Origin of the sequence: Polaromonas aquatica (genome assembly GCF_050626995.1) — a bacterium.
In the GTDB taxonomy this organism is placed as follows: Bacteria; Pseudomonadota; Gammaproteobacteria; order Burkholderiales; family Burkholderiaceae_C; genus Polaromonas; species Polaromonas aquatica_A.
In genome coordinates this window covers 935,769-950,258 of the sequence record NZ_CP192467.1, presented here as the reverse complement: position 1 = coordinate 950,258, position 14,490 = coordinate 935,769, and the positions used below count along the sequence as shown (strand labels likewise).

At 58.6% G+C, this 14,490-nt stretch carries 17 protein-coding genes; 9 read left to right on the top strand and 8 right to left on the bottom strand.

The annotated features are described in order from the left end of the window. Positions 1-14: 14 nt before the first annotated feature. On the top strand, positions 15-581 hold the full coding sequence (greB, locus tag ACQ4MS_RS04565) for a transcription elongation factor GreB (RefSeq protein WP_431098023.1): 567 nt from the start codon (positions 15-17) through the stop codon (positions 579-581). On the opposite strand, the gene ACQ4MS_RS04560 is transcribed toward greB, so the two are convergent. The 4 genes from ACQ4MS_RS04560 to ACQ4MS_RS04545 all read right to left on the bottom strand — a co-directional run bounded on the left by ACQ4MS_RS04560 (position 578) and on the right by ACQ4MS_RS04545 (position 4,763). Then, a complete protein-coding gene (locus ACQ4MS_RS04560) occupies positions 578-2,824 on the bottom strand; it encodes a RelA/SpoT family protein (protein ID WP_431098022.1) in 2,247 nt (748 codons plus the stop codon). The two genes, greB and ACQ4MS_RS04560, sit on opposite strands and share 4 nt — an antisense overlap. A gap of 108 nt (positions 2,825-2,932) precedes the next feature. Further along, positions 2,933-3,136 carry a DNA-directed RNA polymerase subunit omega gene (rpoZ, locus tag ACQ4MS_RS04555; RefSeq protein WP_011482283.1) on the bottom strand — a complete coding sequence of 68 codons (204 nt, stop codon included), beginning with the start codon at positions 3,134-3,136 and terminating at the stop codon, positions 2,933-2,935. A gap of 42 nt (positions 3,137-3,178) precedes the next feature. Continuing rightward, on the bottom strand, positions 3,179-3,799 hold the full coding sequence (gene gmk / locus ACQ4MS_RS04550; RefSeq protein WP_431098020.1) for a guanylate kinase: 621 nt from the start codon (positions 3,797-3,799) through the stop codon (positions 3,179-3,181). Between the two features lie 46 nt (positions 3,800-3,845). Continuing rightward, positions 3,846-4,763 (bottom strand): YicC/YloC family endoribonuclease, encoded by a 918-nt coding sequence (locus ACQ4MS_RS04545; protein WP_431098018.1) that lies wholly within the window; start codon positions 4,761-4,763, stop codon positions 3,846-3,848. Between the two features lie 69 nt (positions 4,764-4,832). Here ACQ4MS_RS04545 and ACQ4MS_RS04540 point away from each other — a divergent pair, with 69 nt between their 5' ends. The 6 genes from ACQ4MS_RS04540 to ACQ4MS_RS04515 all read left to right on the top strand — a co-directional run bounded on the left by ACQ4MS_RS04540 (position 4,833) and on the right by ACQ4MS_RS04515 (position 9,702). After that, a complete protein-coding gene (locus ACQ4MS_RS04540) occupies positions 4,833-5,840 on the top strand; it encodes a serine/threonine protein kinase (RefSeq protein WP_431098017.1) in 1,008 nt (335 codons plus the stop codon). Beyond that, on the top strand, positions 5,837-6,739 hold the full coding sequence (locus ACQ4MS_RS04535; protein WP_431098016.1) for a PP2C family protein-serine/threonine phosphatase: 903 nt from the start codon (positions 5,837-5,839) through the stop codon (positions 6,737-6,739). The genes ACQ4MS_RS04540 and ACQ4MS_RS04535 overlap by 4 nt, the downstream gene beginning before the upstream one ends. Positions 6,740-6,854: 115 nt before the next feature. Then, a complete protein-coding gene (gene rph, locus ACQ4MS_RS04530) occupies positions 6,855-7,583 on the top strand; it encodes a ribonuclease PH (protein ID WP_431098015.1) in 729 nt (242 codons plus the stop codon). 40 nt (positions 7,584-7,623) lie between these two features. Continuing rightward, positions 7,624-8,238: an RdgB/HAM1 family non-canonical purine NTP pyrophosphatase gene (gene rdgB / locus ACQ4MS_RS04525; RefSeq protein ID WP_431098014.1), complete on the top strand. Its 615-nt coding sequence runs from the start codon at positions 7,624-7,626 to the stop codon at positions 8,236-8,238. 14 nt (positions 8,239-8,252) lie between these two features. Next, the gene (hemW, locus tag ACQ4MS_RS04520) at positions 8,253-9,443 is read left to right on the top strand and encodes a radical SAM family heme chaperone HemW (protein ID WP_431098013.1); all 1,191 of its coding nucleotides are present in this window, start codon (positions 8,253-8,255) and stop codon (positions 9,441-9,443) included. Positions 9,444-9,477: 34 nt separating this feature from the next. After that, the gene (locus ACQ4MS_RS04515; RefSeq protein ID WP_431098011.1) at positions 9,478-9,702 is read left to right on the top strand and encodes a hypothetical protein; all 225 of its coding nucleotides are present in this window, start codon (positions 9,478-9,480) and stop codon (positions 9,700-9,702) included. Positions 9,703-9,722: 20 nt separating this feature from the next. On the opposite strand, the gene ACQ4MS_RS04510 is transcribed toward ACQ4MS_RS04515, so the two are convergent. Continuing rightward, a complete protein-coding gene (locus ACQ4MS_RS04510; RefSeq protein ID WP_431098009.1) occupies positions 9,723-10,028 on the bottom strand; it encodes an I78 family peptidase inhibitor in 306 nt (101 codons plus the stop codon). A gap of 66 nt (positions 10,029-10,094) precedes the next feature. On the opposite strand from ACQ4MS_RS04510, the gene ACQ4MS_RS04505 reads away from it, so the two are divergent. Then, the gene (locus tag ACQ4MS_RS04505) at positions 10,095-10,340 is read left to right on the top strand and encodes an EndoU domain-containing protein (protein WP_431098008.1); all 246 of its coding nucleotides are present in this window, start codon (positions 10,095-10,097) and stop codon (positions 10,338-10,340) included. Then, a complete protein-coding gene (locus ACQ4MS_RS04500) occupies positions 10,337-10,762 on the top strand; it encodes a hypothetical protein (protein ID WP_431098007.1) in 426 nt (141 codons plus the stop codon). The genes ACQ4MS_RS04505 and ACQ4MS_RS04500 overlap by 4 nt, the downstream gene beginning before the upstream one ends. Before the next feature lie 628 nt (positions 10,763-11,390). On the opposite strand, the gene ACQ4MS_RS04495 is transcribed toward ACQ4MS_RS04500, so the two are convergent. The 3 genes from ACQ4MS_RS04495 to ACQ4MS_RS04485 are packed head-to-tail and all read right to left on the bottom strand — an operon-like array spanning position 11,391 to position 14,481. After that, entirely contained in the window at positions 11,391-12,488 is a 1,098-nt protein-coding gene (locus ACQ4MS_RS04495) for a VWA domain-containing protein (protein ID WP_431098006.1), read from the bottom strand. Positions 12,489-12,506: 18 nt separating this feature from the next. Beyond that, on the bottom strand, positions 12,507-13,481 hold the full coding sequence (locus tag ACQ4MS_RS04490) for a DUF58 domain-containing protein (protein WP_431098005.1): 975 nt from the start codon (positions 13,479-13,481) through the stop codon (positions 12,507-12,509). Further along, a complete protein-coding gene (locus tag ACQ4MS_RS04485; RefSeq protein WP_431098004.1) occupies positions 13,462-14,481 on the bottom strand; it encodes an AAA family ATPase in 1,020 nt (339 codons plus the stop codon). The genes ACQ4MS_RS04490 and ACQ4MS_RS04485 overlap by 20 nt, the downstream gene beginning before the upstream one ends. Positions 14,482-14,490: the final 9 nt, after the last annotated feature.

Below are 14,490 nucleotides of genomic sequence, written 5' to 3'. Positions count from 1 at the left end.
ATGGTGGCCGGAACATGAATAAAGCCTTCACCAAAGAAACCGAACCGGAAGAGGACGAGCCAGCGCTCGCGCCCCTGCCCGCAGGCGGCAAGAACTACATCACCCCGCAGGGCTATGAACACCTGCGTAGTGAACTCCTGGATCTGATCGACAATGAGCGTCCCAAAATGGTGGAAATCGTCCATTGGGCCGCAAGCAATGGAGACCGCTCTGAAAACGGTGACTACCATTACGGCAAAAAACGGTTGCGGGAAATTGATCGGCGAATCCGGTTTTTGACGCAAAGACTGGAAATTGCCGAAGTCAGCAATCCGTCAGTGCATCACGGCCACGACCAGGTGTTCTTTGGCGCGACGGTGATTTACGCCGATGGCGAAGGAGCCGAGCGGGTCGTGACCATTCTTGGCATTGATGAAGCCAACAGTGCCCTCGGGCAGATCAGCTGGATATCGCCCGTCGCCAGAGCGCTACTTAAGTCGCGTGTTGGCGATGAGGTGAGTCTCGCGACCCCGCAAGGCGTACAAACGCTTGAGGTGCTCAAAGTGGACTACCCGGCGCCGGATAAATCGGCAGCGGATTAACCGGACGATTTTGCGCGTTGCACCCGCAGTACGGAGGGCGTGCGCTTCACGCTGCGCAAGGCTGAAGCCAGATGGATGCGGTCGCGCACGGCCACGCCAAAGCGAAGGTCCGTGGCGTCATGCGACGGCTCTTGCCCCATGTCTACATGGGTAATATCCGCTTCGGCGCTGGCCAATGCAGCGGCGACGCGCGCCAGGACCCCCTTGCCGTTGGAGACGGTGACCAGGAGGTTTGTTTCAAAGGTGCGCACTGGCTCGTCTGACCAGTCCACGGCGATAAAACGTTCGCTATCCCGGTGTTGCAGACGCTTGGCGACCGCGCAGTCGTCGGTATGGATCACCAAGCCCTCTCCGCGCCCCAGGTAGCCGACGATGCCGTCGCCCGGGATGGGCCGACAGCAGGGTCCGAACTGCACTGAAGCGCCTTCGCTGCCGTCGATCACCAGAGCACCTTGCGACACTGACTCATGGGCTGTGTAACGCTCACGACTCATGAGCAGCGCGTTCGGTTTTTCTCCGGTTTCAGCGAGTAGGGCCACGATGCGTTTTGCCACCATGCTGGCGATGCGCTTGCCTAACCCGATGTCGGTCAGCAAATCTGCTCGCGAACGGTTGCCGGTAAAGCGCAGAATTTTTTCCCATGTAACCCGGTGTGCCTCGTCATCTTCGGGCAATCGCTCGCGTTCTATGCCTTCAGCCCGCAGCGCCTGGGCGAGCATTTTTTCACCCAGATCCTGCGATTCCGAAAGCGCCATGGTTTTCAGGTGATGGCGAATTTTGGACCGGGCCTTGCCTGTGCGTACAAATCCCAGCCATCCAGGATTGGGGCTGGAGACTGATGCTGTAACAATTTCAATCACATCACCGTTGTGCAGTTCGGATCGTAGTGGGACCTGTTCGCCATTGACCTTGGCGGCTACGGCGCGGTGCCCCACGTCGCTGTGGATCGCATAGGCAAAGTCCACGATGGTTGCTCCGCGTGGCATGGCCATGATCTGGCTTTTTGGCGTGAACACATAAACTGCCTCTGGGAACAAGTCGATCTTGACGTGGTCCCAGAACTCGGCCGCGTCACGCGTTTCGTGCTGGATATCGAGTAGCGACTGCAACCATTGGGTTCCCAGTCGCTGTGAAGCGTCACCGTCCGGGTCGGTGGCCTTGTAAAGCCAGTGAGCAGCAACTCCGGATTCCGCCACGACATGCATGGCCTCGGTGCGCATCTGAAATTCTATGTTGGTGCCGAAAGGGCCGACCAGGGTGGTATGCAGCGATTGGTAGCCGTTGATCTTCGGGATTGCAATGTAGTCTTTGAATTTTCCGGGCAGGGGTTTGTAGAGCTGGTGCAGAACACCCATAGCCGTGTAGCAGGCTGTCAGGTCTTTCACTATCACCCGAAAACCGTACAGATCAGTCACTTGGGCAAACGAAAGGTGTTTTTCGTCCATCTTGCGGTAGATGGAATAAAGCGTCTTTTCACGCCCCGAGATCGTCACCGGCACCTGGGCCCCGGAAAAGGCTGACTCGACCTCTCCCTGCACCCGCTTGATCACGTCGCGCCGGCGGCCGCGGGCTCTCTGTAGCGCCTTGGTCAGGGTGGCATAGCGCCAGGGGTGCAAGTGCTGGAAAGAAAGGTCCTGCAACTCCCTATAGGTGGTGTTGAGGCCCAGGCGATGCGCAATGGGTGCGTAAATGTCCAGGGTTTCGCGCGAGATCCGGGTCCACTTGGCGCGCGGGACGTCCCCTAGCGTGCGCATGTTGTGCGTTCGGTCGGCCAGCTTGATCAGGATGACCCGCACGTCGCGCGCCATGGCCAGCAACATTTTGCGGAAGGATTCGGCCTGGTTTTCCTCGCGGGTATTGAATTCCAGTTTTTCGAGCTTGGTCAGCCCATCCACCAGTTCGGCCACCGGCGCACCAAAACGTTCGATCAGCTCAGGCTTGGTGACGCCACAGTCTTCAATGGCATCATGGAGCAGGGCTGCCATGAGCGCTTGGGCGTCCAACTTCCATTCCGCGCACTGTTGTGCCACGGCGATAGGGTGGGTGATATAGGGCTCACCACTGTTACGCAGCTGGCCCAGATGGGCTTCATCGGCAAAGCGGTAGGCGCGGCGGACGCTGTCAACGTCAGCAGCGCTCATGTAGTCCAGCTTCGCCGTGAGCGCAGCAAAGCTCGCAGCCGCTGCGTTAGCTGCGGCTGGGGTCGACTTGCTGGAAACGACGGGCGAAAGCATGGCGCTCATGCCTCAAATGTATCGCGGCATGAATAAATCATGAAAAAAATGGACTTTATGCGGCCATAAATGCAAAAAGCACCGCATTGCGGTGCTTTTTTGCACATGCGCCTGACTTCAGGAAGGCACTTTTTTCAGCATTTCGAGGCCGATCTTGCCTTCGGCGATTTCACGCAGGGCAGTGACGCCAGGCTTGTTTTTGCTTTCAATCTTGGCGGCGTGCCCCTGGCTGAGCATTCGTGCGCGGTACGTGGCGGCCAGGACCAGCTGGAAGCGGTTCGGGATTTTTTCGAGGCAGTCTTCAACGGTAATGCGGGCCATGGTGATCTCCGGTGTGATCGATAACGGATAAAAGCGGTGAAATCAGGGAATTTGAAGGGCCTGGAAGGTTTCGGCGCGGGCTCGCCGCTGGGCCGAAAACTTGAGCCGCTGGGCATGCACAATGGTTTTCAGGTCGAAAACTGCCCGCTCAAATAACTCGTTAATTATAACGAAGTCGAATTCCCGGGCCTGAGCCATCTCAGTGGCCGCGTTTTTAAGCCTTAGTTCGATGACTTCAGCGCTGTCCTCTCCCCGCCGCTGCAGGCGCGAACGCAACTCTTCCCAGCTTGGCGGGAGTATAAAAATCAGCACCGCATTGGCAAAAATCCGCTTGATATTGATTGCGCCCTGGAAGTCGATTTCCAGGATCACGTCTGCGCCGGTGGCGACTCTTTCCTCGATGGTCTGGCGCGAGGTGCCATAGCGGTGGCCGTGCACATGTGCCCATTCCAGAAAGGAGTCGCGCAGCACCATGCCGTCAAAGTCCTCGGGCGAGAGAAAAAAGTACTCCCTGCCGTGCTTTTCCTGGCCGCGCGGGGGGCGTGTGGTGTGCGACACCGCAGGCTGGATACGTGAATCCAGCTCCAGAAGGGCTTTGACCAAGCTGGATTTGCCGGCCCCGCTGGGGGCGGCTACAACAAAGAGGTTTCCGGGGTAGTCCATGCGTCCTGGGCTTTGATTTTCAGTATTTTGAGGTTGGCCGGCGGGGCTATTCGATGTTCTGCACTTGCTCGCGGATCTGCTCTATCAGCACTTTCATATCGACAGAAATGCGTGTTAGTTCAAGGGACGCCGATTTGGAGCCCAGTGTATTGGCTTCGCGGTGCAGCTCCTGGATCAGGAAGTCGAGGCGTTTGCCCAGTTCACCGCCGTTCGCCAGAAGCCGGTCAATCTCATCCAGATGCGAGGAGAGGCGGGTGATTTCTTCCGCGACGTCAATGCGGATGGCAAAGGCTGTGGCCTCGGCCAGCGCCCGGTCCTGTGCAATTTCCGGCAGCGTGGCGCCGTCCGACAGCGCCATGGCTTCTTTCCAGCGCTCCAGAAAGCGAGCTTTTTGTTGTTCCACCAGTTTGGGCACCATGGGCACCGCCAGCGCCGCCAGTGCACGCAGCTGTGCTGTGCGGTCAAGCAGCATCTCGGCCAGCCGCGCTCCTTCGCGTTCACGGGCTGCCATTAGCTCTTTCAGGGCTTTTTTGGCCAGTTTGAGCAGCTCATCGCTGTAGTCGTGTGGCTTTTTGTCCTCATTTGTGGCGATCCGCAGAATATCTGCCACGCTGAGCGCGGGTGCCTGCGGTAGCCAGGATTTGATGCTGTCCTCCAGCGATCCAAGCCGTTGCAGCGTGGCTGAAGACGGCGCACGCAAGGTGCTGGTGGACGTACTTTCCAGCGAAACCCGCACTTCCACCTTGCCGCGCTTGAGTTTGCCGGTGAGCAGCTCGCGCAGTGCGGGCTCAGCCTGCCTTAATTCGTCGGGCAGGCGAAACGCCAGATCAAGGAAGCGACTGTTGACCGAGCGTATTTCTACGCCCAGACGGGAGCTGGCATCCCCGCCCGACTCAGTTTCCGGGGCGGATTGCGCCATGCTCGATTGCACGGCTGCATAACCCGTCATGCTGTAAACTGACATTTAAAAATACGCTTTACTAGAGAGAGAACAAGACCCAGACTGACCAAGTCATCTGGCTCATCCCAAATTATGTCAAAGGTCAAGCCCGCACCATTGCCGCCCGACACCGTGATTGGTGGCTATCGTGTTGTGCGAAAGCTTTCAGCCGGTGGCTTTGGCGTAGTTTACTTGGCCGTTGACAACGAGGGCCAGCAGGTCGCCATCAAGGAATACCTGCCATCGTCCCTGGCTGGCCGGGCCCCGGGGGAGTTGCTCCCGCAGGTTCAACCCGAAAAACTCTCGCTGTACCGCCTGGGGCTTAAAAGTTTCTTTGAAGAAGGCCGCTCACTGGCCCAGATTTCACACGGCTCCGTCGTCAGCGTGCTGAATTTCTTCCGCGAAAACGAGACCGTTTATATGGTCATGAACTACCTCGAGGGCGGGACCCTCCAGGATTTCATCATCACGGCCCGTGAGCTGAAAAAGCAGAAGGTGTTCCGCGAGTCAACCATCCGTTCGCTCTTTGATGAAATCCTTCGCGGGCTGCGCATCGTGCACCAGCACAAGATGCTTCACCTGGACATCAAGCCTGCCAACATCTTCATTACCGACGACAACCGCGCCGTCATGATCGATTTCGGCGCCGCCCGCGAGGTGCTGAGCAAGGAAGGCAACTTCATCCGCCCTATGTACACCCCGGGCTTTGCTGCGCCAGAGATGTACCGCAGGGACTCTTCCATGGGCCCCTGGACCGACATTTACGCTATCGGCGCCTGCATTTATGCCACCATGCAGGGTTATCCGCCCAATGATGCGCCGCAGCGCCTCGAAAAAGACCGTTTGTCGCTGGCCCTGTCTCGCCTGCGTGGCGTGTATTCCGACAACCTGATTGAGGTTGTAGAGTGGTGCATGTCCCTTGACCCCTTGTCGCGGCCGCAGTCGGTATTTGCATTACAAAAAGAATTGAGCAGGGAAGGTGAGCGTCGTTACACCAAACTCACCGTCAGCGAAAAGGTTCGCCTTCAGTTTGACAACATGGTGTCTGACACGAAAAAAACAGCGCGCAAGGCCACTGGCTATGCGACGAAATTCAAATGAAATTCTCAGTCTTTCAGGTAAGCCGAAAAGGCGGGCGTGAGAAAAACGAAGACCGCATGGGCTATTGCTACACGCGCGAATCGGGCCTGTTTGTGCTGGCCGACGGCATGGGTGGCCATCCTGAAGGTGAAGTGGCGGCGCAGCTCGCGCTACAGACGATTTCTGCGCTGTACCAAAAAGAAGCGCGTCCCGTCATAGAGGACACCACCGAGTTTCTTTCCACCGCATTGATGGCGGCGCACCATCAGATCATTCGGTATGCCAGCGAAAAAGGGATGCTCGACACGCCGCGCACTACGCTGGTGGCGGCGATTTTGCAGGGCACCGGCGCTACATGGGTTCACTGCGGCGATTCGCGCCTGTATGTGGTGCGGGACGGAGAATTGCTGACGCGCACCCGTGATCATTCCTACCTTGAACAACAGAGCGCTGGCGTCATCAAGCTCGAGCGCATCAACCGCAACATCCTCTTTACCTGCCTGGGTTCGCCCACCAAGCCCGTCTTCGACGTCGCCGGCCCCGTCACCCTGCAGCAAGGCGACAAGCTGCTGCTGTGCTCCGACGGCCTGTGGGGCAGCCTGAGCGACGAGGAAATTGTCCGCCAGTTAGCCAGCAAGGGTGTTTCGGATGCCGTCCCCGATCTGGTCGAAAATGCCCTGCGCACAGGAGGTGAACACAGCGACAACGTCACCGTGCTGGCCATGGAGTGGGAAACCCCTGACGCCTTCGAATCCACCCGTGGGGTGTCTACCGACAGCATCATGGACGGCGTCTTCGCTTCTACCATCCAGGCTGGCGTGCTGGATACGGTGGTTGATGACCTTGACGAAGCGACCATTGAGCGCTCCATCGCCGAGATCAACGAAGCCATTCGCCGCTCGGCCGCAAGAAAAGCCTGACACTCAGGTTCGTTGTTTCGGTGGCTGCGCCCAGGCGCGGCTTGCCTTTTCTATTCCTGTTTCCACTTTTCAACTCCGCTATTCAGTCCGGCGACTTGCCAGAAAGCTATCCATCATGAGTCAGTTTGAACGAAGCGGCGCCCGTGCGGTCGACGCCCTGCGGCCCGTGCGCATTACCCGCCACTACACCGCCTACGCCGAAGGCTCGGTGCTCATCGAGTTCGGCGGCACAAAGGTACTTTGCACTGCTTCAGTTGAAGAAAAAGTACCTGGCCATAAAAAAGGCAGCGGCGAAGGCTGGGTGACGGCTGAATACGGCATGCTGCCCCGAGCCACGCACACCCGCGGAGACCGCGAAGCCGCCCGCGGCAAGCAAAGCGGCCGCACGCAGGAGATCCAGCGCCTCATCGGCCGCTCGATGCGGTCGGTGTTTGACCTGAAGAAACTCGGCGAACGCACCATCCATCTCGATTGCGACGTGATCCAGGCCGACGGCGGCACCCGCACAGCCAGCATCACCGGCGCTTTTGTGGCTGCTCAGGACGCCGTCAATACCTTGCTCGCCAGTGGCAAACTCCAGCAAACACCCATCATCGACCACGTGGCCGCAATCTCGGTTGGCATCGTGCAGGGTACGCCCCTGCTGGACCTGGAGTACACCGAAGACTTCGCCTGCGACACCGACATGAACGTTGTCATGACCGGCGCCGGCAATTACGTGGAAGTGCAGGGCACCGCCGAAGGCGCCGCGTTTTCGCGCAAGGAAATGGACGCGCTGCTGGTGCTGGCCGAAAAAGGCATCGGTGAGCTGGTCGGCATGCAAAAACAGTCGCTATCAAATTAATAGCTGCTCGCGCATGTTTCTCTTGGGCTAGAGGCATATTTTGCTTAAGAAAATCGTACTTGCGTCCAACAACAAGGGCAAACTCGCCGAGCTCAAAGCCATGCTCAACCCCTTGGGGTTGACATTGGTCAGCCAAGCCGAGCTAGATCTGCCGGAGGCCGACGAACCCTTTCGCACCTTTGTGGAGAACGCTCTCGCCAAGGCCCGCCAGGCTTCCCGCCTTAGCGGTTTGCCCGCACTGGCCGACGATGCAGGCTTGTGCGTGGACGCTTTTGGCGGATTGCCCGGCGTCGACACCGCGTTTTACGCCACGCAGTTCGGCTACGCCAGGGGCGATGACAACAACGTCAAGGCCTTGCTGGAGCAGATGGCTGGGCTGGCGGAGCCCGCCCAGCGCCGTGCGGCGCTGGTCAGCACGCTGGTGGCAGTAAGGTCGGCTGAAGATCCGGAACCATTGATTGCCTCCGGCCGCGTCGCCGGAGAAATTGCGCCTGCACCTGTCGGTAGCAACGGCTTCGGTTTTGACCCGGTGATGTACATCCCCGAGTTCGGGAAAACCTTCGCGCAGCTGCCCGTTGAAGTCAAGAACGCTAACAGCCATCGTGGTAAAGCCGCACGCCAGATGATCGAGCTCATGCGCGAGCGCTGGCTGTAACCATTCCCCATTCCATGGCCCAGCAAGATATTCAGCACTATATGCGCAGCGGCACGCTGCAGCTGGCCGCATTGCCGCCGCTGTCACTGTATGTGCATTTGCCCTGGTGCCTCAAGAAATGCCCTTACTGCGACTTCAACTCGCACGAGGTTGCCGGTGAGATGCCCGAGCAGCGCTACATCGATGCCGTGATAGCCGATCTCGAGGCAGCGCTTCCCCTTATCTGGGGACGCATGGTGCACAGCATCTTCATCGGCGGCGGCACGCCCAGCCTGTTTTCACCGCAGGCCATAGACCGTCTGCTCGCCGATATCCGCGCACGCATTCGGCTGGAGGCTGATTGTGAAATCACGCTCGAAGCCAACCCCGGCACCTTTGAGAAAGATCGCTTCAAGGCCTTTCGCAGTGCCGGTGTCACGCGCCTGTCCGTTGGCGTGCAGAGTTTCGACGACAGGCAGCTCAAAGCCCTGGGCCGCGTGCACGACCGGGCCCAGGCCGTCGCCGCGGTAGAAGAAGCCGCACAAGCCTTCGATACCTTCAACCTCGACATCATGTACGCGCTGCCGGGCCAGACCATGGAAAGCCTGGAGCGGGACATGCGGCAGGCGCTGGCGCTGCAGCCACCCCATATCTCGATTTACCACCTGACCATCGAGCCCAACACCTATTTCGCCAAGTTCCCGCCCGTAGTCCCCGAAGAAGACACCGCCTACGCCATGCTCGACAAGATCACCGAGATCACGCAGGCCGCCGGGCTGCAGCGCTATGAGGTGTCGGCCTACGCCAAGCCCGGCCATCGTTGCTTTCACAACCTCAACTACTGGCAGTTTGGCGACTACCTCGGCATAGGCGCCGGCGCCCACAGCAAGCTCAGCTTTGCGCACCGCGTGATCCGGCAGGTGCGTTACCGGGAGCCCAAGCTTTATATGGAGAAGGCCCTGGCCGGCGAAGCCATTACGCAAGAAACCGAAGTCAGCCGCGCCGACTTGCCTTTCGAGTTCATGCTCAACGCCTTGCGCTTGCGCGACGGTTTCAAGTTGCAGGACTTCACCGAAAAGACGGGATTGCCCGTCACCGCCATCCAGCGCGGCCTTGAAGAAGCCGAGCACAAGGGCCTGATCGAACGCGACTTCGTACGCGTCAAACCCACCGAGCGCGGCTTTGACTTTCTAAACGACCTGCAGTCATTGTTTTTGGCCGATTAGCGCCCACGCCACGGAACACCCCATCTAAAGACCCATGGAAACACCAGCCATCATTTTTCTGGTTATCAGCTGCGCCGTCAGTTTCGCGCTGGGCCGGCTGTTTGTGCACTTTCGTGACAAGAAGCGCAAAGAAAAATTGCAGGCCCGGGAAGCCGAAGCATTGCGCAACCGCCCCCCAGAGCCCGAGTCCCTCAACAAGGCCAAGCGCAAGCGGCAGCTTCAGCAGCTCGAAAAAGAAGGCAAGGGTCGCAAGCACTGAGCGCTGCGAAAACGGTAGCGTTATCCGCAGTTGACGCGCGTGACGCGGCCAGCGTCATCCACAGACAGGCTCAGTCGCTCCGCGTTGAACTCCATCGTCACCACCTGTCCAGGCTTGAGCACCCGGACCGTTCTGGCGCCAGCCCGTACGCGGGCATCGTTCACAAGCGGCGCATCTGCCTGACGCCCCACAATGAATTGGGCTGGGGCCGCATTGCAAGGGGTGGCGGAGGGAGGTGGCATCTGCTCGGCAGGGTTCGGGGTATTGCTGCAGGCCGATACCAACAGAAGCGTCGTGCCGAAAACAGTGGCTGATCTCAAATTCATGATGATCCCTATTCAAAATTTAACGAATCAATGTCACACAAACTCAAGAGAAGTAGGCGTGGAGATATGGTGGATCCTAACAATCCCTCACAGTGGATAGCTAAGCCGTTAGGCCCGAATGGCCATTCGATGTTCCCCAAAAACTGGACTGTGGATAGGATCAAGGTTGAAATAGATGGTGCTTGGAACGATCCTGGGAAAACGGTGATAGGTAATAAGTGGGTTGGCAAAACACCTTCAGGCGTTAAGGTTGAAGGTTATCTTTCTCCAAACACTACGGTATTCCCGGTCTATCAAAGTGCCCATAAATGAAACTGATCTTTACCTATAAAAATGTTAGAGCTCACGTCAACGAAATTGACTTGAGGTGTTTTGCTTCAATCGAAGGCTGCGAATCTAATTGGCAACTTCCGTATAACAAATATCTCTGTAGCTGGTTGAGTTGTGATGTGGACACCACTCAAAGTTGCACTAGCATACTTGCCCAAATCGAGCAGCTGGAACGTGGTGAGAAGGAGCTGGCTTATGGTGGTGGAAATGCGTGGTTCGTCACTATCTATCGAGATCATGTGGACTTTGAACTCCAATCCGAGAACGAGCATCCAGACTGGCCAATTTGGAAATGCAGCCTTGCGGAAGTCAAGACCGCCTTGATCGGTTGGAGGAAATTTCTGAAAATGCCAAAGCGACTTGACAGCGCGATGGAGATTGAGCTGTCACCTTCGCCAGCTTGAGCTGGCAAGTACTGAATATGCCGAAATACTCTTGCCATTGCGGCCATGTGATGAACTTGTCAACGGGATGGTCTGACTTCGAGTTACAGCTCATCTCTCAACAGAACATTGGAAACATCGAGGATGCACTGGCTACGCCGGACAAGCCGACGTCAGAAAAATTTTATGAAATGGTAGATGCCGGCAGCATCAATGTGCTGCGATGCACGCAATGTGACAGGTTGCATTTAAAGAGTGAGTCTGGCTATACAACTTACGTACATCAGGAATGATGCTGAGACGCCGTCAATTTAACGATAGACGGACCAGAATGAAAAGCAAATCATCACGTTGCCTCGCAAGCCGTGGTGCCGACGGCCGGTGAGAAATACCTCGTGAAGTTGCTTGCCGATGGTCCGAAGTCTTGCAAGATCATCATTACATTCAGGGACGGACGGCCTGCGCTCGATTCAGCGTCGGGGCTGGAGACGATTGACTTGATCTCGACGTGGTCGATCCGTCTGCAAAGAGGCTAGGCGAGTCAATTGGGATGGATAGCGTGAACCAATATGATGACCGCGCCCAAGGCGTGCGGCGATCCAGTCTCAGGCATCACAACTCTTGTTCGAAATTTGCAGCAGCTGTTCGCTCAAAGGATCCGGTTAAACCAAAGCAGCGACAATCCCGCCGACATCAGCGCCAGCGCAGCCGCCACCAGCGCCAGCAGCCCGGAAACTTCGGTTTCCTTTTTCTCGATTGCCAGACGTGAGCTGAGAGTTTCATACACCTTCTTCAGGTCAGCTGCCGTCCCTGCGTAGAAGTACTCGGCCTGTGTCGCCCGAGCAATGCCCTTAAGGGTTTCCTCGTCGAGTTTGACGCGCATGGACCAGCCTTCAAAGCCGATCGTTTCGCCATCCACTGTGCCCACGCCGACGGTATAGATGCGTACACCACGGTCTGCTGCCAGCTTGGCCGCATCCAGGGAATCCACGCCGGTGGTGCGCTGGCCATCGGTCAGCAAAATGATGGCAGCCGAGGTGTAGGAGCCGGGTGCGACCGGGGTGAATTCCTTCTTCGCATTCTTGTCGGGGTTCAGAGCCTGGTCGAGTGACGTTCCGCGGGGTTTTTCCCGTCCGTACTGCATGGACGCGATGTCGATGCCTGCATCGGGAAATAATTCGGCCAGTGACACGACGATGCCGTTGCCGATAGCGGTGCCGCGCTGCAGCTGGAATTTGTCAATCGCTGCCGTCAGATCTTCGCGGCTGAGAGTGGGCTGCTGTACGACGGCGGCGGTACCCGCAAAGGCGACGATGCCGACGCGTACGTTGCGCGGCAAGTCGGCCAGGAAGGCTTTAGCGGCGTTCTGCGCTGCGACGAGGCGGTTGGGCTGGACGTCTGTAGCGCGCATGCTGCCCGAGACGTCCATGGCGAGAATGATGGTCTCGCGTTGCGAAGGCAGGCTGATCACGGCGAAGGGACGTGAAGCCGCCACCAGCATGGCGGCGATGGACAGCAAGAACAGCAGGGGCGGAATGTGCCGGCGAAAGCTTTGGCCCCGGCCCATGGCCTCGCGCACGATGGAGAGGCTGGCATAGCGCAGCGCCATTTTTTTCTTGCGGCGCAGCAGCCATACATAGACGGCCACCAGCAGCGGAATGGCCAGCAGCAGCCATAAAAACTCCGGCCAGAGGAAAGTCGGCAAGGGAAGCTTTGGGGTGAATGAAGTCAACCAGCTGAAGTTCATGGGGGTTCCTTGGCGGCTTCAGGCTGCATGTTTCAGGTGGGCCGGCAGCTTGCCGCCTGCTGCATTGGCGCCTGATGTCCGGCTGCGCCGTTTGCGGAGTTCGGTAAACCGCATGATGGCGTCAACCAGGTTGTCGTCGGTGGAGAGTTCGAGCGCGTCCACGCCGGCGCGCGCCAGTGACTGGCGCAACTCGGCTTCGCGCTGGGCTGCGATGCGTGCAAAGCGTTTGCGAAAACCCGCATCGTGCGTGTCGACCAACAGCTGCTCGCCAGTCTCCACATCACGGATGGGGATCAGCCCCAGATCGGGTAGGTCCAGTTCCAGCGGATCAAGCAGGCGCACGGCCACCACCTCATGGTGGCGGGCGAGCTGGCCAAGGGGTTTTTCCCAGCCGGGTTCGCTGATGAAGTCTGAAACCACAAACACGGTGGAGCGCCTGCGCACCAGGTTGGCGGCGGACTCGAGCAATTCATGCAGACGGGTGGGGCCGAGGTGTATGGCTTCCGGCCGGTCCTGCAATGTGTGCAGCAGATGCAGCACGTGGTGACGGCCGCCACGCGCGGGAATCACGGCGTCAACACCGGAGCCATAAAGCATGGCGCCTACGCGGTTGCCGTGGCGCGTCAGCATGCGGGCCAGTACGGCGACGAATTCGGCGGACACGTTCCGCTTGCGCTGCTCGCTGGAACCAAAGTCCATCGAAGGGCTCAGGTCCAGCAAGAACCAGGCACTCATTTCACGGTCTTCGGTAAAGACGCGTACGTGGGGTTGTTCGAGCCGAGCGGTGACGTTCCAGTCGATATGCCGCACGTCGTCGTGGTGCTGGTATTCACGCAGGTCAGCCAGGTCCATGCCGGTGCCGCGCAGCAGGGTACGGTAGTCGCCCTGCAGCAGGCCGTCGAGCCGGCGCAGCACCGTCCACTCCAGCCGGCGCAGCAGTTGTTCGGCGCTTGCGACGGGAGTGGGGGCTGGACTACGCTGCGAGTTTTTCATGCTCTAAGGGTTTGGCGGGCGGGGGAATCTTGGCCATGATTTTGGCAACCAACCCATCGGCCGATAGCCCTTCGGACAGCGCTTCATACGACAACACCAGTCTGTGGCGCAGCACGTCGGGTACGAGGTCGGTCATGTCTTCGGGCAGGGCGTAGCTGCGTCCGCGCAGCATGGCCAGCGCGCGAGCACCTTCGGTCAGATTGATGGTGGCGCGCGGACTTGCGCCGAAGGTGATGAAACGCTGCAAGTCTTTCAGGCCATGTCTGGTCGGATTGCGGGTGGCGGATACCAGACGCACGGCATATTGCACAAGGGATGGGTCAACATAAATACGGCGGCACTCGCGCTGCAGCGCTGCCAGCTGTTCGGTGGTGGCCACGGCGCCGACGGCCACGGCCGGACCGGTGACGCGCTGGACGATCACGAATTCCTCTTCGTCGGTGGGGTAGTCCACCAATACCTTCATCATGAAACGGTCGACCTGCGCTTCCGGCAGCGGGTAGGTGCCTTCGGTTTCAATCGGATTTTGTGTGGCCATCACCAGAAAGGGCTCGGGCACCTTATGGGTAGCGCCGGCAATCGTGACCTGGCGCTCCTGCATCACCTCCAGCAGTGCGCTTTGTACTTTGGCGGGTGCGCGGTTGATTTCATCGGCCAGCAGCAGGTTGGTAAACACCGGCCCGAGCGAGGTGGTGAATTCACCGGTCTTCTGGTTGTAGATGCGTGTTCCCACCAGATCGGCCGGCACGAGGTCGGGTGTGAACTGGATGCGCTTGAAATTGCCTTGCACGGTGTTGGCCAGCGTCTTGATGGTGAGCGTCTTGGCCAGGCCCGGAACACCTTCGACCAGCAGGTGGCCCTGTGCCAGGATGGCGACCATGACGCGTTCGAGAAAGCGGTCTTGCCCCACCACTACACGTTTGACTTCGTACAGGATTTGCTCCATCAGCTGCGCAGTGTCGTGGTTGGCAGCGGAGTGTTCGGGCGTGTGCTGTTCCATGCGTCGATG